This window comes from Bradyrhizobium sp. UFLA06-06 (genome assembly GCF_054820065.1).
In genome coordinates, this window is record NZ_JADFUD010000029.1 from 1 (window position 1) to 21893 (window position 21893).

The window sequence follows — 21893 nt, forward strand, 5'->3', positions numbered from 1 at the left end:
GCCGCCTCATCGAGGTCCTCGACAGCGAGATCGCCGAGATCGAGGCCGACATCAGCGCATTGATTAAAGCCGAAGCGGAGATCGCGGACGATGCGAAGTTAATGCGTTCGCTGCCCGGCGTGGGCCCCGTGGCCTGCATGCAGCTCATCGCGCAGATGCCGGAACTCGGGCGGGTCGGACCGAAACAACTCGCAGCGCTCGCTGGCCTTGCTCCCTTCAACGTCGACAGCGGCGCCTTCCGCGGCAAGCGCAAGATTGCGGGCGGCCGAAAGCGCGTTCGTGACGCCCTTTATATGGCGGCCCTCAACGCAGTTCGCAGAGCTGATCCGTTCAAGGCCTTCTATGCACGGCTGCGACAGGCCGGAAAACCAGCCAAGCTCGCCCTCATCGCCGTCGCCAGGAAGCTGCTCACGGTCCTCAATGCCATGATGCGAGACCGAAAGCCGTACCTGCAGACCAAACCAACATAACAGTTGCCGGCTTTCGCCGGGACGACGATTGGGATGTAGGTCGCGCCCCATATTCGATGTCGTCCTGGCGAAAGCCAGGACCCATTACCCCAAATGTCAGGTCTTGCGCGACGCTGGGGCCACGATCCCGGTCGCAACCACTTGCGGTGGTTATGGGTCCTGGCTTTCGCCAGGACGACCATGTGGAAGCAGTGAGCTCATCACGACCGCAGTCACCAACATCATCGGCGCTTGGCTGGACGTGGCGTCTCGAACTCCCGGCCGCGGATTCGCACCAGGTCGTCGGCGGAGTTCGTCAGCAGCACGACCGTGGCCGCCCGCGCCGCCTCCGCATCTCCGGCGGCGATCGCGTCCAGTACTGCGCGGTGCTCGCGCAGCGCCCGCGGACGGTGCGAGCCCGGCGCTGCGATCGTAAAGCTCTGGCGCAAGGTGATCTCGAACATCTGCGCGATCGGCCAGAAGAATTCGTTGCGGGTGGCGAAATAGATCGCCTGGTGGAACGCGATGTCGGCAGCGACGAACTCCTCATTGGTCTTTGCCGCGTCCATGCCGTCGCATCCGGCGCGGATGCGGGCGACGTCGACCTCCTCGGCATGGTTCGCCGCGAGCGCCGCCGCGGCCGGCTCGACCGCGGCGCGCAGCTGGAACAGCTTGGCCAGATAACGGTCGATCTCCGCGCTCTCGAGGTGCCAGCGCAGCACGTCGGGATCGAGCTGATTCCACTGCTCTGGCGGCCGGACCCGCGTGCCGCTCTTGGTTCGGGATTCGATTAGGCCCTTGCCGGTCAAGGTGCGGATCGCCTCGCGCACCACGGTGCGGCTGACGTCCATCATCTCGCAGATCCGGATTTCCGGCGGCAGCGTCTCGCCGACGCCGATCTCGCCGCGCACGATGCTGCTGCCGACGCGGTCGGTGACCTGGCTGTGTACGCTCCGACGCAACGCGTTGGATGTCTGGAACATCGTGGGCCTCGCTGCGGTTGCAGCCTGCGCGGCCGCCGAGCCGCGCCCTTGCACAACCGTGTCCGTTTTGTCATACATTATGACAAATCGGCTGCCAAGCTCGCGCCGTCAAGCGGGCGGCCAACACAACAAAAGATCCGTTCCCGGGGAGGAGCACCATCATGACGTCGAACCGCGTGAGCCGCCGCATTGTGCTGCAGTCGTCGGTCGCCGCGACCGCCTGGCTTGCCGCCGCGCCTGCCATCATCGGCCGCGCAGAAGCCGCGGCCATGAAGATGCGATGCTCGTCGTCGCTTCCGAACGATCCCAAATATGCCAATGGCCGCGTCTACTACGACAATCTGGTCAAGAGCCTGAAGGCGAACGGGCTCGGCGAGCAGATCGAGGTCACCTTCTTCCCCGACAACCAGCTCGGCCAGGAGATCGACGTCATCAACTCGGTAAAGCTTGGGGTGATCGACCTGATGGTGTCGGGCTCGTCGATCTCGGCGAATCTCGTGCCGCTGGTCGGCACCTTCGACCTCGGTTACCTCTTCACCAGCTTCCAGCAGCAGACCAAGGCGTTCGACGCCGGCGCGGCGAAGCCGATCGAGGCTGCGCTGCTCAAGGGCGCCAGCATTCACATCATCGGCTGGGCCTATAATTTCGGCGCGCGCAGCGTGCTGGCGAAGAAGCCGGTGAAGACGCCGGAGGATCTCGCCGGCCTGAAAATCCGCACGTTGCCCAATCCGATCATCACCGAGTGCCTGCGGCTGATGGGGGCCGCCGCAACGCCGCTGGCGTTCGGCGAGATCTACACGGCGCTGCAGGCCGGCGTGCTCGACGGCCTCGAACACGATCCGCCGACCATCCTGGCGAGCAAGTTCTACGAGACGGCGAAGCACTATGCGCTGACCCAGCACATCTTCTCGCCGCTCGCGGTGTATTTCAGCGACACCAGCTTCAACCGCATGGCTCCCAAGCTGCGCGAAGGCTTTCTCGACGCGGCGAACAAGGCCGCGACCGACACCCGCGCGCACGGTCTTGCGGTGGAGAAGGAGGCGCTGGCGGCGCTGGTGGAGAAGGGCGTCACCGTCGTCGAATGCGACAAGGAGGCGTTCCGCAAGCGCGTGCTGCCGCAGACCGATAATTTCATCAAGGCGCGGCCCGAGGCCAAGGCCGTCGTCGACCTGATCCGCGCCACGCAGGCCTGAGGTCGGCGCATGTCAGTGGCCGCAGTCGAGGCGAGAAGCAGCGCTGATCGGATCACGGCGCCGCTGCTCGCCGTCAGCGACGCGATCGCCGCGCTCCTGCTTGCCGCCGATCTCGTGGTGGTCTGCGTCTCGGTGCTGGCCCGCTTCCTGTTCAATGCGCCGGTCGAATGGTCCGACGACGTCGCCCGCGGCCTGATGGTCGGGTCGAGCTTCTTCGGCGCCGCGAGCGCGCTCGCGCGCAGCGAGAATCTCGGCGTCGCCTTCTTCGTCAACATGCTGCCGCACGCCCTGCGGCGGATGGTCGACGCGGTCGGTGCGCTGCTCGTCACCATCATCGCCGGCTATGTTGCGTTCAACGCCGTCAAGATGGGCTGGCTGACCACCGGCCAGACCTCCGGCTCCGGCCTGCCGCTGGAATGGACGTTCTATCCGATGGGGATCGGCGCGGCGTTCATGACGATCTTCGCGTTCGAGACGTTCTGTGGCCGGCCGCTGCGCGACATGGCGGCAGCCATCGTCGCGACCGCCGTCATCGTCGGCCTGTATCTCGCCTGGGATGCGCTGGCGCCATCGTCCGTGCTGTCGTCGCAGGCGTTGATGCTGATCGGCTTCTTCCTCACCTTGTTCGGCGGACTGCCGATCGGCTTTGCGCTGGCGCTGGCGGCGCTGATCTTCATCTGGGTCGAGGGCACGCTGCCCGGCGTGATCTTCGCCCAGCAGATGGCGCGCGGCATCGACAATTTCGTGCTGCTCGCGATCCCGTTCTTCATCCTGGTCGGCTACCTGATGGAAGCCAACGGCATGTCGGTCCGGTTGATCGAGCTGCTGCAGCGCGCGGTCGGACGGATGCGCGGCGGGCTCAACGTCGTCATGGTGATGTCGATGGTGCTGTTCTCCGGCATCTCGGGCTCCAAGATGGCCGACGTTGCCGCGGTCGGCTCGGTGCTGATCCCGGCGGCGCGCCGCTCGCGGCAGAATCCGGGCGGAGCCGTCGCGCTGCTCGCGGCCTCCGCTGTCATGGCGGAGACCATTCCGCCCTGCATCAACCTCATCATCCTCGGCTTCGTCGCCAACCTCTCGATCGGCGGACTGTTCGTCGCCGGCATGTTGCCGGCCGCGCTGATGGCGCTGGCGCTGATCGCGGTGTCGATCATCTTCGGCAAGCGTCCCGCCGCGAACGTGGAAGCCGAGCCGCGCGCCGCGGTATCGGGACTCTGGACCGGCGCGATCGCCTCGTTCGGGCTAATCTTCATGATCTTCTTCGGCTTCAAGAGCGGCTTTGCCACCGCGACTGAAATCTCCGCCTTCGCCGCGGTCTATGCCATCGCCGTCGGCAGCCTGCTGTTCCGCGAGCTCGGCGCGAAGAGCCTCGCGCACTGCTTCGTGCAGTCGGCTGTTCGTTCGGGGCTGGTGCTGTTTATCGTCGCCGCGGCGCAGTCGCTGGCCTTCATCCTGACGCTGCAGCAGGTGCCGCATGCCGTCGGCGACCTCATGCTGGCGATCTCGGGCAGCCACGGGGTCTGGCTGTTCATGCTGCTGTCGATCCTGGTGCTGGTGGTGATGGGCTCGGTGCTCGAAGGCGCCGCGGCGCTGATCATTTTCGGCCCGCTGCTGCTGCCGGTTGCCGTCAAGCTCGGCATCGATCCGCTGCATTTCGGCGTCGTGCTTGTGATCGCGATGGGGCTTGGGCTCTTTGCCCCACCACTTGGTCTTGGCCTCTACGGCGCCTGCCTGATCGGCAACGTGCCGATCGAGCAGACCATCAAGCCGATCGCGGGCTATCTCGGCCTGCTGTTGCTGTGCCTGCTGGTGATCGCCTTCGTACCGGCGATCAGCACGGCCTTGCCGCATGCGCTCGGCTACTAGGGGAGTGCGATCGTGAAGGTGCTGCTCGCCCATACCCCCCAGATGCGCCGCGATTATTACGGCGAGCGCAGCCTGAACGGCCTGCGCGCGGTCGCCGACGTCAAGTTGCACGAGGGGGAGGAGGCGCTCGACGCGGCCGCGCTGGTCAGGGCCGCGGCTGATGTCGACATCATCGTCGCCGACCGCATGACCCAGGGGCCGGGAGCAATCTTTCGGCAGCTGCCGAAGCTGCGCGCTTTTGTGCGGTGCGCGGTCGATATCCGCAATATCGACGTGGCCGCGGCCTCCTCCGCCGGCGTGCTGGTGACACAGGCGAGTGCCGGCTTCGTCCAGTCGGTCGCCGAGCTCGCGCTCGGCTTCATGGTCGATCTGTCGCGCGGCGTCTCGCGGGCGACCGCGGACTATCATGCGGGCGCGTCGCCTGAGGTCGTGATGGGCCGCCAGCTTGCGGGAAGCACGATCGGCATCATCGGCTATGGCAGCATCGGGCGCTATCTTGCCGGGATCGCAAAGGTGCTCGGCATGAATGTGCTGGTCGCCGATCCCTACGTAACGATCGATGATGCGGCGATCCGGCATCTGCCGCTCGACGATCTGCTGGCACGCGCCGACTACGTTGTCTGTCTCGCGATCGCCAACGCGCAGACCGAGAACCTGATCGGGCAGGCCGCACTGGCGCGGATGCCGAAGCACGCATTCTTCATCAACCTTTCGCGCGGAAACCTCGTCGACGAGGCGGCGCTGTCGGCCGCGCTGCGCGATGGCCGCATCGCGGGTGCCGCGATGGATGTCGGCCGCGCGCCGGACCAGATGCCGACGCCCGAGCTTGCGAAGATGCACAATGTGATCGCAACGCCGCATGTCGGCGGCCTGACGCCGCAGGCGATCGAGCATCAGTCATCGGAGACGGTACGCCAGGTCGCGAAGATCATTGCCGGCGAGATACCCGTCGGCGCGGTCAATGCCGAGCACTGGACGCGGCGGCCTCGGCCATGAAAGTTTGGCGAAGCCCAATGCCGTCCGCGGGGCTGGACAAGAGCTTCGCATCCGGCCCAGACTTGGCCCGCATAACCGCGGCCCCTGAGCGCGCGGACAATCAATGAACGGACGTCCCGCAACAAACGACGGGCGCCGAGAGGGAAACAGGGAGGCATCACATGGCTATGTCACGCCGTGACGTTTTGTTGGGCAGCGCCGGCGCATTGGGCGCCGCATCATTTTCCTTCCCAGCGCCTGCCATCGCACAGTCGGAACCGATCAAGATCGGCTGTCTCGCGGCGATCACCGGCCCGAGCTCGGCGCCGACCGTCGGCTTCAATCGCGGCGTCAACTTCGCGGTCGACGCCATCAACGGCGCCGGCGGGGTGAAGGGCCGCAAGATCGAGCTCGTGATGCGCGACACCCAGGGCGATCCGACCAAGGCGGTGAACGCCACGCAGGAGCTGATCAGCCAGGCCAAGGTGCATGCGATCTGGGGCCCGCTGAACTCGGGCGAGGCGCTGGCGACAACGCCGATCATGGCGCGCGCCAAGATGCCGGACCTGCATCCCTGCGTCGTCGAGACCCTGATCGACCCGGTCAAGTTCCCCAACGCGTTCCGCATCGCGCCGTCGAACAACCAATGGGACGATGCCGTGCGCAACTACTGTCTCAAGATCCTCAAGGTGAAGAAGGTCGCGGTGATCGGCGACACCACCGGCTATGGCGTCACTGCGGTCGGCGCCTCCGTCGCGGCATTCAAGAAGGACGGCGCCGAGGTGGCCTATCAGGCCAATATCGACGCCACGCAGCCCGACATGACGCCGGATATGCTGCGTGCCAAGAATGCCGGCGCGGAAGCGATCGTGGTGTGGAGCGTCTCGACCGGCATGGAGGCGCGCATGTTCAACACCCGCGCCGCGATGAACTGGGACGTGCCCTTTGTCGGGCATCCCTCGATGGCGTCGGGCGAGCTTGCGAGCCTGGTCGCCAAGCCGGAGAACTGGAAGAAGGTCTATGCGATCGGCTACAAGAGCTGCAGCTATGACGGCGCCGGCAAGCTGCCGCCGAAGAGCGCGGACCTGGTCGCGCGCCTGACCAAGGCCAACATCGCGCTGAACGACACGCTGTTGTGGTGGGTCGCCGGCGGCATCGATTGCATCGAGCTGATCGCCAAGGCAGTCGCCGAAAGCGGCTCGACCGACAGTGCCGGCATCATCAAGTACTGGAACACGCTGTCGACCTATCCCGGCTATTTCGGCAATTACCGCTTCTCGCCGACCGAGCACAACGGCTATCTGACCGAAGAGATCGTGATGTCGGAAGCCTCTACCGCCAAGGACGGCACCTTCGCGCTGGCGCCGGGGTATACATAGAAGGGCGAGGGCGCAGCCGATGCTGGCCTCGATCCTTGCATCCGGTCTCGCAGCGGGCGCGATCTACGCGCTCGTCGGCGTCACCTACAACACGATGTTCTCGACCTCGCGGGTGATGAGCTTCACCGCCGGCCAGCTCGCGATGCTGGGCGGCGTGTTCGGCTCGATGTTCACGCTGAAGCTCGGCCTGCCCATTGCCGTCGGCTTCGTGCTGACGCTGCTCTGCTGCGCGGTGATCGGAATCATCACCGAATTCGTCGCGGTGCGGCCGGTGCTCAAGAGCCTCGACCAGCATCTCTACGTGCTCTCGACCCTCGCGGTCGCGCTGATGATCCAGCAAATCACCGCGATCAAATGGGGCACCGAGCCGCAGCCGTTCCCACGCATCGCAGGATTCGGCCAGGGTGTCCTCGACGAGAAATTCTGGCTGCCGGTTCTCGCCTGCGCCGTCACCATCGTCGGCCTTGAATATCTCTACCGCCGCACCCTGGTCGGCCGCGCGTTCCTCGCCATCGCGGAGGATAATTTTGCGGCGCGGGCGCTCGGCCTGCCGGAGCGCAATCTGCGGGTCGCGAGCTACGCGCTTGCCGGCGTGGTCGGCGGCATCGCCGGGTTTTCCGGCGGGCAGTTGCTGCTCGCCTTCTTCGCCAACGGCGCGTTGCTCAACTTCTACGGCTTCGTGCCGGTGGCGCTGGGCGGGCTCGGCAACAACAGAGGCGCGATCATCGGCGGGCTGGCGCTCGGCCTGTTCCAGCAGGCCGCGAACTTCCTGGTCGGCGGCATCTTCTCCTCGGTCGCGGTGTTCACGCTGTTCATCGTGGTGCTGCTCGCCGCGCCGCAAGGGCTGTTCGGCGCTTCGACAGCGCGGAGGGTGTGATGACGTCGGTCGTGGCCACTCCGTCCCGAACCGACAGCGGCGTGTGGCGCGCCGCGCTGCCGCACGTCCTGCCGTTCTTCGGCATTCTGGCGGCGGCGGTGCTGCTGCCGTTCGTCAGCAATGATTACTGGGTGCTGATCGGCACCCGCATGGCGATCTATTGGGTGCTGGTGTCGGGCCTCAATCTGGTGGTCGGCTTTGCCGGTCACCTTGCGATCGGCTATGTCGCGCTGCTGACGCTCGGCGCCTACACGACGAGCGTGCTGGTTGCCGGCAATGTGATGCCGGCGATTCCGGTGTTCGTCGCCTTGCCGATCGCCGGCTTGATCGGCGCGATCTTCGGCGTGGTCGTCGGCCTGCCGGCCCTGCGCCTGCGCACCTTCTACTTCGCGATGTCGACGCTCGGCTTTGCGACCATCGTGACGCAGATCGCGCTGGCCTGGCAGAGCGTGACCGGCGGCGGCATCGGCATTGCCGGTCCGGAATTCCCGGTACCGTTCAACACGCCGTGGGGCTTCTACGCCCTCTGCATCGCCTTCGCGGTCGTCACCACCTGGATGAGCGCCAATGTCGCGCGCAGCCGCTTCGGCCGCGCGCTGATCGCGGTGCGCGACGCCGAGGTCGCCGCCGAGGCCAGCGGCATCTCCAAGCCGAAAATGCTGATCGCGATCTTCCTGTTCGCCGGCGCGCTGGCGGCGATCGCCGGCGGATTGTTCGCGACCCTGCAGACCTACATCACGCCCGATGCGTTCACCTTCGATCTTTCGGTGCTGTTCTTCATCGCGATCCTGATCGGCGGCCGCGGCTCGATCCTTGGCCCGATGCTCGGCACCATCATCCTGACCATCCTGCCCGAGATCGCGGCGCCGCTCGCGGCATGGTCGACCTTCCTCTACGCGGTGCTGCTGCTCGTGATCGTGCTGGTGATGCCGGGCGGCATCGCGGCGTTGCTCGATTTTCGCAACCGCCGTCCGCTCGCCAGCAACCGCGCCATCGTTCCGCGCCCCGCTGCACTCTCCGAAATCGTGCGCCGCAGGGACGGCGGCAAGACGCTGCAACTGCGCGGCATCGCGCTGAGCTTCGGCAATGTGAAGGCGATCGACGGTCTCGATCTCGATATCGCGCCCGGCGCGATCCACGGGCTGATCGGACCGAACGGCAGCGGCAAGACCACGACGCTCAACGTGATCTCGGGCTATTATGCCGCCAAAGCCGGCACCATGACGCTTGGCGGCGAAGTCCTGGCCGCGGGCCAGCCGGTCAAGCGCGCCGCGTGCGGCATCGCGCGCACCTTCCAGACGCCGCGCGTGGTCGGCGAAGCTTCGGTGCTGGAGAACGTCATGATGGGCGGCTCGATCGAGGGCCAGGCCAATTTCGTCGAGGCGATGCTCGCACTGCCGCGCAACGGTGCCGACGAGCGTCTGCTCGCCGCCAAGGCGCACGCGCTGCTTGGCGTCGTCGGCCTCGAGGCGCTCGCCGACATACGCGCCGATCGCCTGCAGCACAGCGAGCTGCGCTTCATCGAGATCGCGCGGGCGCTGATGCTCGATCCGGACTTCCTGCTGCTCGACGAGCCCGCCGCGGGTCTCTCCAATGACGAGATCGAGCGGCTCGCCGGCCTGATCAAGGCGGTCTGCGGTCGCGGCACCGGTGTGCTGCTGGTCGAGCACCATGCCGATCTGATCTTCGACATCTGCCACCAGGTCACCGTGCTCAATCTGGGCCGGACGCTGGCGGCGGGAACTCCGGCGGAGATTCGTGTCCACAAGGAGGTCGTCAGTGCCTATCTCGGCGGCTGAACCGTTGCTCGCGGTCAATGGGCTGGAGTCCGGCTACGGCAAGATCCGTGTGCTGCACGGCATCGACGTCACGATTGCCGCCGGCGAGGTCGTGGCGCTGCTCGGGCCCAATGGTGCCGGCAAGACCACGCTGCTGCGCGCGATGTCCGGACTGTTGCCGGTCACTGCCGGGCGGGTCCGGTTCGGCGACCGCGACATGACCAACGCGACGCCGCGCGATGCCGCGCGGGCCGGGCTCGTGCATGTGATCGAGGGACATCGCGTGTTCACGCAGATCTCGGTGACCGACAATTTGCTGCTCGCCGGTTATGACCTGCCGCGCGCCGAGCGCGCCGTGCGGATCGAGGAGGCGTTGGCGTTCTTTCCCGAGATCGCCGAGAAGCGGCATGAACGCGGCGGCGCGCTGTCGGGCGGGCAGCAGCAGATGCTGACGGTGGCGCAGGGCCTGGTCCGCCGACCGCGGCTCCTGATGCTCGACGAGCCGTCCGCGGGGTTGTCGCCGGTGCTGGTCGATCGGGTCCTCAACGTCATCGGCCGGCTGCGCGAGCAGGGCACCTCTGTGCTGCTGGTCGAGCAGTTGCTGGAGAAGGCGCTCGCCTGTGCCGATCGCGTCTACGCGCTGGTGCAGGGCGCGATCGCGCTGGAGGCGCCGACCGGGGAGAGCGACCTCGCGCACCGGCTCGAGCGCGCCTATTTCGGCCATGAAAGCCACGCGTTGGGGTAAGCTAGCGGAAGTGCGTCAGAAACTCCGTCGAACCGATCGGCTTCGCGATGGAGGGCTTCTCGGTTCTTTCCGGCTTCTCCTTCTCCTTCACGACATGCATGTCGATGAGCCTCGCGCCGGAGAGATTGCGCTCCACCATCGCTCCGGTATCCGTGTTGATCGCCGACGCGCCGCAGTCGTGGAAAACCACCGTACCGTAGTCTGGAAGCTGCAAGGGGGTTGGATTTCCCGGGGCGGCCGACCTCTCCATCACCCATTCCGCCGTTGCGCCGGGAATCTTGAAGGGCTGCCCAAGATGGGTGAGGGGTGCGGTTTGAAAGAACTGTACGGAGCGACTGGTCGTAAGGTTCGTGATCACGAACGACACACCCGTGCGATCCGGCGCTACCTGCATGAGGCACATGATCAGATCGCCGGCATGAACCTTCGGCGACACAAGCGTTACGGGAAAAGCTTGAGCCGGGTCGCCCCTTACCCACCATTGCCACCACGCGAAGAACGACGTCGTCGGGCTGCCCGCGCCCGTGGCTGGGTCGATGTTCTGCGCGGTGCCAATTTGCGGCAAGGTCGATCTGTAATACCGGCGTTGTCCATCGAAGCCGATCCAGGTCGAGCTGTGATACGTCTCGCTGGCCAGGCCGCCGGCCGGCCGGGTTGGTGTTGGAACCTGAAACTTGCCCCAGATCGACGAGAAGATGGTGCCATCCCTCGGCGTGATGTAGGCCCCGGACCAGTTGAGGCTGCTTTCCCGCCGCGGCGATTGGGCGAAAGATCTGCGGAGGCCCGCAGTGACCGGGGAACGCACCCGGAAATCGAAGGCCTCGAAGGCCACCGTCGGACTAAACATCTTTTGCCAGAATGCATACTCGGCCGGCTGACGCGCCGGGTCCGGTCGTCTTGGAAAACCGAGCGCCTTCAGCTCGTCCTGCGACGCCACCAAAGTGCGAAAGCCGGTGGGGGGAAGAACGCTGGTCGTCGAATCCTTGATGACCTTCGTCGCGCCTTCGACGTCGTATGTGGGGCTCTGCCCATCCTGATTGCTCATTGCCATTCGCCTGCGGCAGCCGTGATTGCGGCGTCAAACATCAGCACGGTGGTTGGCGTCAGAATGACGGTGTCCAGCAGATCGGCGATTCTGGCGCCGGCTTCTGAATCCTTCGGATAGTGCACACCGGCGATCTCGCGGTTTCGGGCAATCGAATCCGCCAGAATCGACAGGTCGGACTTCCATACGCCCTGGTCGGCCCCAGACATTGTCGTTGCGGCGAACACCCGAAGCATGCAGTTCTTCATAAAATGCGCCTGGGTCGAATGCCCGCTGGGCCAGGACGAGTGACCGGGGACCTGGATCGGCGGCAGCAAAGCGGGACAAATCTGCGACGGCCGGGGCAAATCGTACTTATCCTTGAAATACAATGCAGCAAAGGACCCAATCAAACTCGCGATATTCAATAGGCGCCAGGTTTGCGGATGCGAACCAGGCCTGGCGGTCAGCACGGCGAGAAAATCCGAGAAAAATTCAACGTCCTGCGAGAGGATCGCGCCCATGGCATCCGGCCGTTCATCCCGCGCGGCAAGCACGAGGTTGTCGATTTGGGCGGCATAATTGGCGATCAGGTCGCCCCGAATTTGCGTGAAGGTGGCGTCAGCATCGATGGTGGCCGCCCAGGTGGGGACATTGGCGATGAACTGATGCAGGACACGCCACGCATACCAGTTTGCAGACCATTGTCGGCTGCCGAAATACGTCGGCGGCGTCCGTCGCAGGCTGCCAAGCTCGGCTGTGCCCGAGGGGTCGAGCCTCGTGACGAATGGCAAATCAACGCGGTCTGAAATAAACCAGCCACCCCCTCCAATGTTGCCGGTGTTTCCGGTGTTGCCGGTGTTGCCGGTGTTTCCGGTATTGCCCGTGTTACCTGTGTTGCCTGTCATCGACGTCTCTCCCTCTCTCGGCAGTTGCCGTCAGCAATACCAGTCAATCAGGAAGCCCCGCCGATCGCAGGTGGCCGAGCCAGGTTTCCAATGCACCGCCACGAAACGGGCAGTGTGGCGCGTAGGACGAAATGCGAAATCCGGGTTGAATTTCCAGGTAGCGGCGGGCCGCCTCCGCTGCTTCTTCACGGCGGCCCAAGGCACCAAGCGTGACGATGAGCAGACGATGATTGAAGCGAATAAGTCCGTTGCGGTTCAGTGCGCCACGCACCCACTCCAGCGCCTGCTCATAGTCGCCATCCACGTAGTGAGCCTGGCCGAACAGCCCTTCGTGCCAGAACGAGCGCGCGTCGAGCGGCGAGAGCCGGACTCCCTGCTCACCCTGGCGGACGGCGGCTGGGCCATCGCCAAGAAAGCCGGATGTAGCACTCGCCATGGTCCAGGCCATGGCCGAACTTGGGCCGGCGGCAATCGCGCGGTCGAGCGCTTTCCTTGCGCTCTGAAAGTCATGCAGCAAGAACGACTGGACGTGACCATACACCGCCAGCGCGAATGCATCGTCGCCGCCTCGATCGATCGCCTCCTTGGCGTATCTGGCGCCGGCGATGACATCACCCTCGGGATCCGGCGATCCGATTTCCCCTATCCGGAACACATACCACAGCGCGACGTAGGAATAGGCCAACGAAAAATTTGGATCGTGTGAAATGGCTTGCTCGAGCAGGCCGCGTGCCTTGGAAAAGGAATCGTAGTCCATCCGGTACAACAGATCGAGCGCCTGCAATACGAGATCGTAGGCGGTGAGGTTCTGCGGATGTTTCCGCATCGATCGCATAAGCTCACGCTCGCGAACCTGCGGCGCGATCTGTCTTACAACGTTGATGGCTATCCGATCCTGAAGCGCAAAGAGTTCGCGAAGGTCGCCTTCATGCAAGTCCGAGCGAATGACTTCGCCCGACTCGGCGTCGCTGAGTTCGGTCACGATACGGACCGAGGTCATCGTCCTCTGAATCCCCCCGTAGAGGACATAACGAACCCCGAGCCGGAGCCCGATTTCGCGCACGTCGACGTTGCGGCCGCTGAAGCCGAGGCTGGATCCGCGTGATACGACGAAAAGCTCCTTGAGCCCGGCAAGGCCGCGAATGATGTCGTCAACGACACCATCAGCGAAATACCCCTCTTCCGGGGTGGTCAGGTTCATTCGGAACGGCAGAACGGCAATCGAGGGGCGAGGTTCCGAGCCTACCGGGGCTTCGCCAACAAGCTTCGCGGGCTGCATGGATCGGTGGAGCGCATATACGCGGACAGGCCGGCCCATGTTGCGAAGATGCAGATCGCCAAGATCAATCACGCTGACGTCCAGGTCCCGGCCGATCTGCTCCGCAACGGCTCCCGAAATCACGACGCCGCCCGCTTGCGCATAGTTCTGAAGACGCGCCGCGATGTTGACGCCCTCGCCATAGACGTCATTTTCCTCAACGATGATATCCGCGGCATTCAGCCCTATGCGAAAGCTGATGCGCTCGTCAGCGGGCATCCCGGCTGTATTCACGGCAACAGCCTCTTGGAGTGAGAGAGCACACCGCGTTGCGTCGCGCGCGGTATCGAATGTTGCAAGGAAGCCGTCGCCGGTATTCTTGACGATCCTTCCGTTTTGCGCCGTGACACCCGGGTCGAGGATTTCCGAGCGCAATTGCATCAGACGGGTATGCGTGTTTTCCTCGTGCGCCTCCATCAAGCGCGTATACCCGACCACATCTGCCGCTAGGATTGCCGCAAGACGTCGTCGAACTTCCGGCGTCGATGGGGTCATCATATTATTGATACTTCTGCAAATTTTACTGATAAGCGACTAAAATCCGGCACAAAGGAAAAGACCTCAACGCGAAAAGAATATCTTCATCAAGGTCATAAAGGAAGACTTCATCCGGCAGGGATGTGCCAACCGAGTGGACTGGTATAGTATGATGTTTGCAACCTTTGAGGAGGCGGACGCGCAAGCGCGATGCCTCCAACGGGTGGGCCGGGTGCGGACCAAGCGGCATTCGCGCCTTGAGCATGCGATGCAAATGCGTCCCTCGACTTCATGGCTGGATCATCTCGCGGCGAAAACTCGTCACCATTGATCTGCGTCAATGCAGGAAATGGTGTTTTCCCGCTTGCCGCCGATCATGGGCGAGTTTGGCCGGGAGCGCGGCGGTACTGTCGGAGTGATTGCCATCGTTGTATCCGGTGCTGCCAGTCGTCCGACCGAGCCTGGTCGGAATTCCCGCAGATAACAGAAAGTCACTGGCATGGCCGAGGTGGTTGACATCGCGCGCAAGTCTGCCGCGTCAGGCCTGACTGTCTATGAATTGCTTCACACAATTTGCACCGTTCATTGAGCGAGTTGACGCGGGCTGGTGCCACTTTGTCGGTCCATGGGACTTGACCGTCAGCGGGCACGGGCTGAAACAGGTATTCGTCCTCTGACCCTGGCAACGAAAACCCACATGCGACTTCCCTTCTTCTATGGCTGGATCATTGTCGCGGTGACCTTCGTCACCATGGCGATCGGTGTCAACGCGCGTACGGCGTTCTCGCTGTTCTATCCGCCGATCATCTCGGAATTCGGCTGGGAGCGCGGCATCACGGCGGGCGCCTTCTCGTTCGGCTTTGTCGCCTCGGCGATCGCAAGTCCGCTGATCGGCCGATTGATGGACCGCGGCGGTCCGCGCGCGGTGATGGAGCTTGGTGTGCTCTTGATGGGCTCGGGCCTGCTGCTGGCGCCGCTGACGACGCAGCCCTGGCACCTCTATCTCACGATCGGTGTGCTGGTCGGCGCTGGCAGCGTCTGCCTCGGCTATTCCGGACAATCGCTGTTCGTGCCGAACTGGTTCCTCCGCCGCCGCGGACTTGCGATCGGGCTCGCCTTCGCCGGCGTCGGCATCGGTTCGGTGACGCTGCTGCCGTGGGTGCAGCACATGATCGAGCACACCGGCTGGCGCACCGCCTGCACCGCAATGGGGATCGTGGTGCTGGTCGTGCTCGCGCCGATCAATCTCTTGCTGCACAAGCGGCCGGAGGACATCGGCCTGCAGCCGGACGGCGATGCCGCGCCGACGGCGACGTCAGCCAGGCCGGCGTCGAACATCGTCGATCCGGTGTGGGCCGGCACCGACTGGACGCTCTCGCGTGCGCTGCGCACCGCGCGGTTCTGGTGGATCGCGATCGGTTATTTCTGCGGCCTGTACATCTGGTACGCGGTGCAGGTGCATCAGACCAAATTCCTGCTCGATATCGGCTTCAGCTCCAGCGTCAGCGTCTGGGCGCTTGGCGTCGTCAGCCTGCTCGGCATTCCCGGCCAGATCTGGCTCGGGCATCTCTCCGATCGCATCGGCCGGGAATGGGTGTGGGCGATCTCCTGCTTCGGCTTCGTGATCTGCTTCGCCGCGCTCGCCGCCTTGAAATACTGGCCCAACATGGCGCTGATCTATCTCATGGTCTTCACCCAGGGCGCGCTTGGTTATGGCCTGACATCCGTGATGGGACCGGTCGTGCTGGAGATCTTCCAGGGCAAGCATTACGGCAGCATCTTCGGCACCGTGATGCTGGCCGCGCTCGCCGGCGGCGCAGCGGGCCCCTGGATCACCGGCCAGCTCTATGATCTGTCGGGCAGCTATACCAGCGCCTTCCTGCTCGGCATCGCCGTCAGCCTGCTGTCGGCATTCGCGATCTGGCAGGCCTCGCCCCGCAAGGTCCGCGCCGTCGCCGGACAGATGCACAAGGTCGCAAGCGCGGCCTGACGCGTCAGGCCGACGAAACTCCGATCGCGCGCTGCAGGTCGGTGATCGCGCGCAGGCAGCTGTCGGCGGGGGTGGTTTCCGGATCGATCAGGCGGTGCAGTCGGAAACCATCTTCCAGCGCCAGCACGATCGCTCCGGTCCAATCCGGATCGAGTCTACCGTTCCTGCCGCTGTTCTTCTGCGCAGTCGTGACAATGTCGGCGATCAGCTTGCGCCGCGCGCGCAGACGCTTGGCGAGCTCGGGCCGGCGCTTCTCGGCGCGCGCCACGAACAGGATCATCTCCATGTGCAGGAGAGGGGAGCGGCCGAGCGGATCCTGCCGGCTGCGGTCCATGGTGCGCAGCGCCTCGAGGAAGTCGGCCAGGTTGTTGTGCCGGGCGAGCAAATCGAGATTGCGCCGGATCGATTGCTCGACGTGATCCTCAAGCATCGCGAAGATCAGCTCGTCCTTGCTCTTGAAATTCGAATAGAAAGCGCCGCGGGTGAAGCCCGCCGCGGCCGCGATCGCCTCGATGCTGGCGCCGCCGATCCCCTGTTCCTCGAACACCCGCGCCGCCGCCTCGAACAGCTTCTCGCAGGTGTCGTCCCGTGTCGGTCTGGTTCGAACCCTTGACATCGGCGCATTTTAGGGCACAATGCAACTCGATACAAGAGTGTATCGAGTTGCATTCGACAGAACCAGAACAGCCGCATCCGTGATGATGCGGTCTTGAGGATGACACCAGGGCGCGCCAGGTTGCATGCACCGGCGTAGCGAGCGAAGGAGGTCACCATGAACGAGCAAGTTCAGCCGGCGAGCGGCGAGCCGCTTTTCAATCCACTGGCGCCTGAATTCATTCGCAATCCCTATCCGTATTACGAGCGGCTGCGCCGCCTCGATCCGATGCATGTCAATGTGCACGGCGCCTTCGTCGCCAGCCGGCACGCCGAGGCGAGCCTCGTGCTGCGCGACAAGCGGTTCGGCAAGGATTTTGCCGAGCGCTCGATCCGCCGCTACGGTCCGAAGATCATGGAGGAGCCGGTCTTCCGCAGCATGAGCCACTGGATGCTGCAGCAGGATCCGCCCGACCACACCCGCCTGCGCGGCCTTGTCGTCAAGGCCTTCACCGCGCGCCGGGTCGAGGACATGCGGCCGCGCATCCAGCACGTCGTCGACGAGACGCTCGATCGCATCATTCCGCAAGGCAAGATGGACCTGATCGCGGATTTCGCGTTCCGCCTGCCGGTCACGATCATCTGCGACATGCTCGGCATCCCCGAGGAACACCGCGAGGCATTCTACAATGGTTCGCGCGATGGCGGCCGTATCCTCGAGCCGGTGCCGCTGACACCCGAGGAAATCATGCAGGGCAACACCGCAAATGCGATGGCGGCGATGTATTTCCATCAGCTGTTCGAGCTGCGCCGCAAGCAGCCCGGCGACGACCTCACCACCCAACTGGTGCAGGCCGAAGAGGACGGCCAGAAGCTCACCAATGAGGAACTGACCGGCAACATCATCCTGCTGTTCGGCGCCGGCCACGAGACGACCGTGAACCTGATCGGCAACGGCCTGCTGGCGCTGTTCCGTAACCCGGACCAACTCGCGCTGCTGAAGGCCAATCCCGGCCTGATCACCAATGCGATCGAGGAGTTCCTGCGTTACGATTCCTCGGTGCAGCTGACCGGCCGTGTCGCGCTGGAGGACATCGACGACCTCGGTGGCAAGCGCATCCCGAAGGGCGAGAGCGTGCTGTGCCTGTTGGGCTCGGCCAATCACGACGAGGCTGTTTACCCCGATCACCCCGAAAGGCTCGACATCCGGCGGCCGAACGTCAAGCCGCTGTCGTTCGGCGGCGGCATCCATTTCTGCCTCGGCGCCCAGCTGGCGCGGATCGAGGCCGAGATCGCGATCTCGACGTTGCTGCGCCGGATTCCCGACCTGCGGCTCGATGACGCGGAAAATCCGGAGTGGCGGCCGACCTTCGTGCTGCGCGGGCTGAAGCGCCTGCCGGCGAGCTGGTGACGTTCCTGCGGGGCGGCGATCCTCGGCGAGGCCGGCACACGCACGCTTGAACGGGAAATCCACTATCTGTCCGAAGTCCCAGCAGTATACCGGCTGTGACTTCGCCGTACTTGTCTCTATATTTGGGGTGCTCCGGCCAAAGGTTGGCAAAGGGTTCAGCATTAGGAGGCTGCCGCGGAGCTGGCTCAAAGGGAGACACCGTGCAGACGACGCTGCTCGGCCTGGCAATTGCCTTCATTCTTGCACTGGTCGCGGCGCTGGTCGGTCCGTATTTCGTTGACTGGAACCAGTTCCGGCCGCAGTTCGAGGTGGAGGCGTCCAAGATCATCGGCGTGCCGGTCCGGGTCGCCGGTAATCTCGACGCGCGTCTGCTGCCGGCACCCTCGCTGCGGTTGAAGACTGTCACCGTCGGCGGCGCCAACGACCTTGGCAAGGTCCAGGCCGCCAATCTCGATGTCGAGTTCAGCCTGAGCTCGCTGATGCGCGGCGAGTGGCGCGCGAACGAGCTCACCATCAACGGCGCGTCGCTCGATCTCGGGCTCGACCCGAAAGGGCGGATCGACTGGTCGCCGTCGAGCGGGAGCTTCAACCTCGCTTCCCTGGCGATCGACCGGCTCAACCTGACCGGCCGCCTCGCGCTGCATGATGCCGCGAGCCGCAGCACGCTCGAGCTGAACGACATTGCCTTCAGCGGCGACGTCCGCTCACTTGCCGGCGCGATCCGCGGCGACGGCAATTTCATGTTCGACGGCAACCGCTACCCGTTTCGGGTCTCCTCGGGGCAAAGCGCCGATGGTAGCGGCACCCGCCTGCACTTCAGCATCGATCCCGGGCAGCGGCCGGTGTCGGCCGATCTCGACGGCATCCTGACCTTCGAGGCCCGCGCGCCGCGGTTCGAGGGCACACTGACGCTGGCGGGTGCGCCCGGCCAGCGCGGCGGCGATGCGCCGCCGTGGCGGATCGCGGCCAAGGTGAAATCGGATTATTCGGCGGCGCGGCTCGACCAGATCGACGTGAGCTATGGCGCCGAGGATCGTGCGCTGAAGCTCGCCGGCAATGGTGATCTGCGTTTCGGTGCGTCGCCGCTGCTGCGCGCCTCGCTTACGGCGCGGCAGCTCGACGGCGACAAGTTCGCCGCCAAGGATGGCGCCAAGGACAGCAACAACGGCAACGTCGAGCCGGCCCGCGTGCTGCCGGCGATACGCGCGGTGTTGTCGGGTCTTCCGCAAAGCCCGATACCGGCGCAGGTCGAGCTGGCATCCGAGCAGATCATGCTCGGGGGCCGTCCGTTGCAGGACATCTCGGCGGAGCTGCAATCGGATGCGAAATCCTGGACGGTGCGCCGGCTGGAGTTTCGCGCGCCGGGATCCACGCGGGTTTCGATGAGCGGTGCCAGCGCGCAAGCCGGAGCGGCGAACAGCTTCAAGACCGCGCTCAACATCGAATCGTCCGATCCCGATGCGCTGATGACCTGGCTGCAGGGGCGCGGCGACACCACCTATCGCAGCCAACGGCCGCTGCGGTTGCGCGGCGACGTCATGGTATCGCCATCAGGCTTTTCGATCGACGCGATGAAGGCAGAGATCGAAAGCGGCACGCTCGAGGGCCGCGTCGCGGTTACGCATCGCGAGGCGACCAGCGGCTCGAAGGTCGAGGCGCAGTTGAAGGCGGATCGGCTCGATCTCGACGCGACCGCGGCATTGATCCGCTCGCTGGCCGGTCCGCAAGGCGAATGGCCCGACGAGGCGCAGCTGTCGCTCGACGTCGGGCGCGCGGTCTCTTCCGGGCAGGAATTGCGGCCGCTGCTGGCGAAGATCGCCTATAGCCCGAAGAATATCGTGCTCGAACGCGTCAAGATCGGCCAGCCCGACAATGTCACGCTGGACGGCAGCGGCAATTTCGACCGTGCCAATTCGACCGGCAAGCTTGCCGTCGACGCGACCGCCGCGTCGCTTGGCCGGCTGACCGCTGTGGTTCAGCCGTTCGCGCCGGCGCTGGCCGCGCGGCTTGGCGTGCTCCGCGCGGATGCCGGCCCGGTTCGCGCCAGGCTCGCGCTCGACCTCGGCAAGGGCAAGGCCGCCGATCGCGTCAGCGCGCGCGCGACGCTCGATCTCGACACGCCGCAGCTCAAGGGCAATACAGTGATCTCGGCGACGCCGCAGGTGGCCGCGATCCGTGCGCTGGATTTCGATGCACTCCGCAGCAACGAGGTTACAGCGGAGACGAAATTCTCCGCCGGCGATGGCAATGCTTTGCTGGCGCTGCTTGGGCTTGACCATGCGGTCGCAGCCGGTGCCGGTTCGACGCAATTCGAGGGCACGGTGACCGGCGCGTGGCGCGCGCCGTTGCGGCTGAAGGCAAGGCTCTGGGGCGCAGGGCTCGACGCGGATGCCGAAGGGACCGCTGAGCCTTGGACCAAGGATGGGGGCAGCGCGAGCAAATCGAGCATCAGCCTCCGCGTTCGCAGCGCCGACATCAGTCCGCTGCTCAATCTGAAACCAGCCGATCCGGTCGCAAACATCCGCCTGTCGTCGAAGCTGACGCTCGCGGGCGACAGGCTGAACTTCGACGATCTCGACAGCATCATCGCCGGTTCACGGCTGCGCGGCCATCTGGCGCTGACGCTCGCCGATCAGAAAAGCGTCGACGGCGAAGTCGGTCTCGATCAGATCACGCTGGCGCCGATTTTCGCGGCCGCGATCGGCGCGGCCGGTCACGAAGCGACGGAGCCGCTCGGCCAGGGGCTCACGAGCGCCTGGCGCGGCAAGGTCACGTTCGAAGCGCTGCACGGTCTGCTGCCGGGTGGCGCCGAGCTGCAACCGGTCAGCGGCACCATCAGGTCGGACGGGCAGTCGCTGACCTTCGACGGCATCAAGGGCAAGATCGGCGGCGGCGAGGCGACTGCCACCGTCGATGCGCGACAGGGCGCCAACGGACTTGCGCTCAGCGCCAATGTGCAGCTGTCCGGCATCGACAGTTCAGCCTTGCGCTACCGCAGTCTCGCGATGCCCAAGGGACGTACCTCGATGCAGATGACACTGTTGACGCAGGGCCGCAGCGCCTCGGCGTTGACCGGCGCGCTGTCCGGCAGCGGCACCGTGACGCTGGAGGGGCTGAGCCTTCCGGGTCTCGATCCGCGCGCCTTCGAGGTTGCGATCCGCGCCAGCGATTCCGGGCAGGCGACCGACGACACGCGGCTGCGGCAGATCGTCGAACCGGCGCTCGCGGGTGGCGCGCTGTCGATTGCTTCGGCGCAAATCCCCTTCAACATCCGCGACGGCCGCCTCCGGGTCGGCGCCACCACGCTCGCGGCGAACGGCGCCAATGCGATCGTATCCGGCGGCTACGACATTCCGGCCGACCAGGCCGACATCCGCGCCGCCCTGGCATCGACGCAGGTCGGCACGGCCAACAGCCGACCGGAAATCCAGCTGCTTGCCGTGGGCACGCCCGACGGCTTGTCGCGCAGCATCGACATTGCGGCGTTGTCGTCGTGGCTTGCGGTGCGCGCGATCGACCGGGAGACCAAGCGGCTCGACGCCATCGAGCGTGGCGAACCGACGCCGCCGCCGACCCCGACGGCCCTTCCGCATCCGGCCGAGCCGGCGCCGGATGCGTCCAACCCAAATTCGACAGGATTGCCTTCTGCCAACTTGCCGGGGCCCGGCCCTGATCCGCGCCGCGTGCCGGCGAAGCCGAAGATCGTTGCGCCGCGTCCGCCGACTGTCCCACCGGTCGTCACCGCGCCCGCCATTGCGCCGCCCGCGTCGGTTGCGAGCCAGCCGCAGCTGGCGCCGCTGCCGCCGCCGATCGAGGTCAAACCGGTGCCCGGCGCAGCCAAGTCGAGGCCGCTGCGACCGCCACTGTCGTTGACGCCACAGGTCGCCAATCCGCCGCCGCGGCCGGCGATGCAGAACTAAACGCGC

Annotated in this window: 16 protein-coding genes; 11 read left to right on the forward strand and 5 right to left on the reverse strand. The window is 65.2% G+C overall.

The genetic code is table 11. The annotated features are described in order from the left end of the window. A partial coding sequence (locus IF803_RS23860; protein ID WP_461193633.1) for a transposase occupies nucleotides 1-470 on the forward strand: 470 nt, incomplete at its 5' end. Between the two features lie 221 nt (nucleotides 471-691). Here the strand turns inward: IF803_RS23860 and IF803_RS23865 are convergent. After that, a complete protein-coding gene (locus tag IF803_RS23865) occupies nucleotides 692-1432 on the reverse strand; it encodes a FadR/GntR family transcriptional regulator (RefSeq protein WP_461193635.1) in 741 nt (246 codons plus the stop codon). Between the two features lie 161 nt (nucleotides 1433-1593). Here IF803_RS23865 and IF803_RS23870 point away from each other — a divergent pair, with 161 nt between their 5' ends. The 7 genes from IF803_RS23870 to IF803_RS23900 all read left to right on the forward strand — a co-directional run bounded on the left by IF803_RS23870 (nucleotide 1594) and on the right by IF803_RS23900 (nucleotide 10245). Beyond that, a complete protein-coding gene (locus IF803_RS23870) occupies nucleotides 1594-2625 on the forward strand; it encodes a TRAP transporter substrate-binding protein (protein ID WP_461193636.1) in 1032 nt (343 codons plus the stop codon). A gap of 9 nt (nucleotides 2626-2634) precedes the next feature. Further along, entirely contained in the window at nucleotides 2635-4491 is a 1857-nt protein-coding gene (locus IF803_RS23875; RefSeq protein WP_304496402.1) for a TRAP transporter large permease, read from the forward strand. Between the two features lie 12 nt (nucleotides 4492-4503). After that, the gene (locus IF803_RS23880) at nucleotides 4504-5487 is read left to right on the forward strand and encodes an NAD(P)-dependent oxidoreductase (RefSeq protein ID WP_461193638.1); all 984 of its coding nucleotides are present in this window, start codon (nucleotides 4504-4506) and stop codon (nucleotides 5485-5487) included. 161 nt (nucleotides 5488-5648) lie between these two features. Continuing rightward, nucleotides 5649-6845 (forward strand): ABC transporter substrate-binding protein, encoded by a 1197-nt coding sequence (locus IF803_RS23885; RefSeq protein ID WP_244435725.1) that lies wholly within the window; start codon nucleotides 5649-5651, stop codon nucleotides 6843-6845. A gap of 19 nt (nucleotides 6846-6864) precedes the next feature. Beyond that, entirely contained in the window at nucleotides 6865-7722 is an 858-nt protein-coding gene (locus IF803_RS23890) for a branched-chain amino acid ABC transporter permease (protein WP_461193640.1), read from the forward strand. Then, nucleotides 7722-9521 carry a branched-chain amino acid ABC transporter ATP-binding protein/permease gene (locus IF803_RS23895; RefSeq protein ID WP_461193641.1) on the forward strand — a complete coding sequence of 600 codons (1800 nt, stop codon included), beginning with the start codon at nucleotides 7722-7724 and terminating at the stop codon, nucleotides 9519-9521. The genes IF803_RS23890 and IF803_RS23895 overlap by 1 nt, the downstream gene beginning before the upstream one ends. After that, nucleotides 9502-10245 carry an ABC transporter ATP-binding protein gene (locus IF803_RS23900; RefSeq protein ID WP_051447974.1) on the forward strand — a complete coding sequence of 248 codons (744 nt, stop codon included), beginning with the start codon at nucleotides 9502-9504 and terminating at the stop codon, nucleotides 10243-10245. The genes IF803_RS23895 and IF803_RS23900 overlap by 20 nt, the downstream gene beginning before the upstream one ends. A 1-nt stretch (nucleotide 10246) precedes the next feature. On the opposite strand, the gene IF803_RS23905 is transcribed toward IF803_RS23900, so the two are convergent. Genes IF803_RS23905 through IF803_RS23915 form a run of 3 tightly spaced genes read right to left on the reverse strand, consistent with a single transcriptional unit; the run spans nucleotide 10247 to nucleotide 13993 of the window. Beyond that, complete coding sequence (locus IF803_RS23905; RefSeq protein ID WP_461193642.1) at nucleotides 10247-11290, reverse strand: A4/G1 family peptidase; 1044 nt, start codon at nucleotides 11288-11290, stop codon at nucleotides 10247-10249. After that, complete coding sequence (locus tag IF803_RS23910) at nucleotides 11287-12177, reverse strand: phosphatase PAP2 family protein (protein ID WP_461193643.1); 891 nt, start codon at nucleotides 12175-12177, stop codon at nucleotides 11287-11289. The genes IF803_RS23905 and IF803_RS23910 overlap by 4 nt, the downstream gene beginning before the upstream one ends. Before the next feature lie 43 nt (nucleotides 12178-12220). Next, on the reverse strand, nucleotides 12221-13993 hold the full coding sequence (locus tag IF803_RS23915) for an adenylate/guanylate cyclase domain-containing protein (RefSeq protein ID WP_461193644.1): 1773 nt from the start codon (nucleotides 13991-13993) through the stop codon (nucleotides 12221-12223). Nucleotides 13994-14669: 676 nt separating this feature from the next. Here IF803_RS23915 and IF803_RS23920 point away from each other — a divergent pair. Beyond that, nucleotides 14670-15962 (forward strand): MFS transporter, encoded by a 1293-nt coding sequence (locus IF803_RS23920; protein ID WP_461193645.1) that lies wholly within the window; start codon nucleotides 14670-14672, stop codon nucleotides 15960-15962. A 4-nt stretch (nucleotides 15963-15966) separates the two neighbouring features. Here IF803_RS23920 and IF803_RS23925 read toward each other — a convergent pair whose 3' ends face one another. Then, on the reverse strand, nucleotides 15967-16578 hold the full coding sequence (locus IF803_RS23925; protein ID WP_092088624.1) for a TetR/AcrR family transcriptional regulator: 612 nt from the start codon (nucleotides 16576-16578) through the stop codon (nucleotides 15967-15969). Between the two features lie 156 nt (nucleotides 16579-16734). Here IF803_RS23925 and IF803_RS23930 point away from each other — a divergent pair, with 156 nt between their 5' ends. Beyond that, nucleotides 16735-17967 carry a cytochrome P450 gene (locus IF803_RS23930; protein ID WP_461193647.1) on the forward strand — a complete coding sequence of 411 codons (1233 nt, stop codon included), beginning with the start codon at nucleotides 16735-16737 and terminating at the stop codon, nucleotides 17965-17967. Between the two features lie 200 nt (nucleotides 17968-18167). After that, nucleotides 18168-21887: an AsmA family protein gene (locus IF803_RS23935; protein WP_461193648.1), complete on the forward strand. Its 3720-nt coding sequence runs from the start codon at nucleotides 18168-18170 to the stop codon at nucleotides 21885-21887. The last annotated feature ends 6 nt before the right edge of the window (nucleotides 21888-21893 follow it).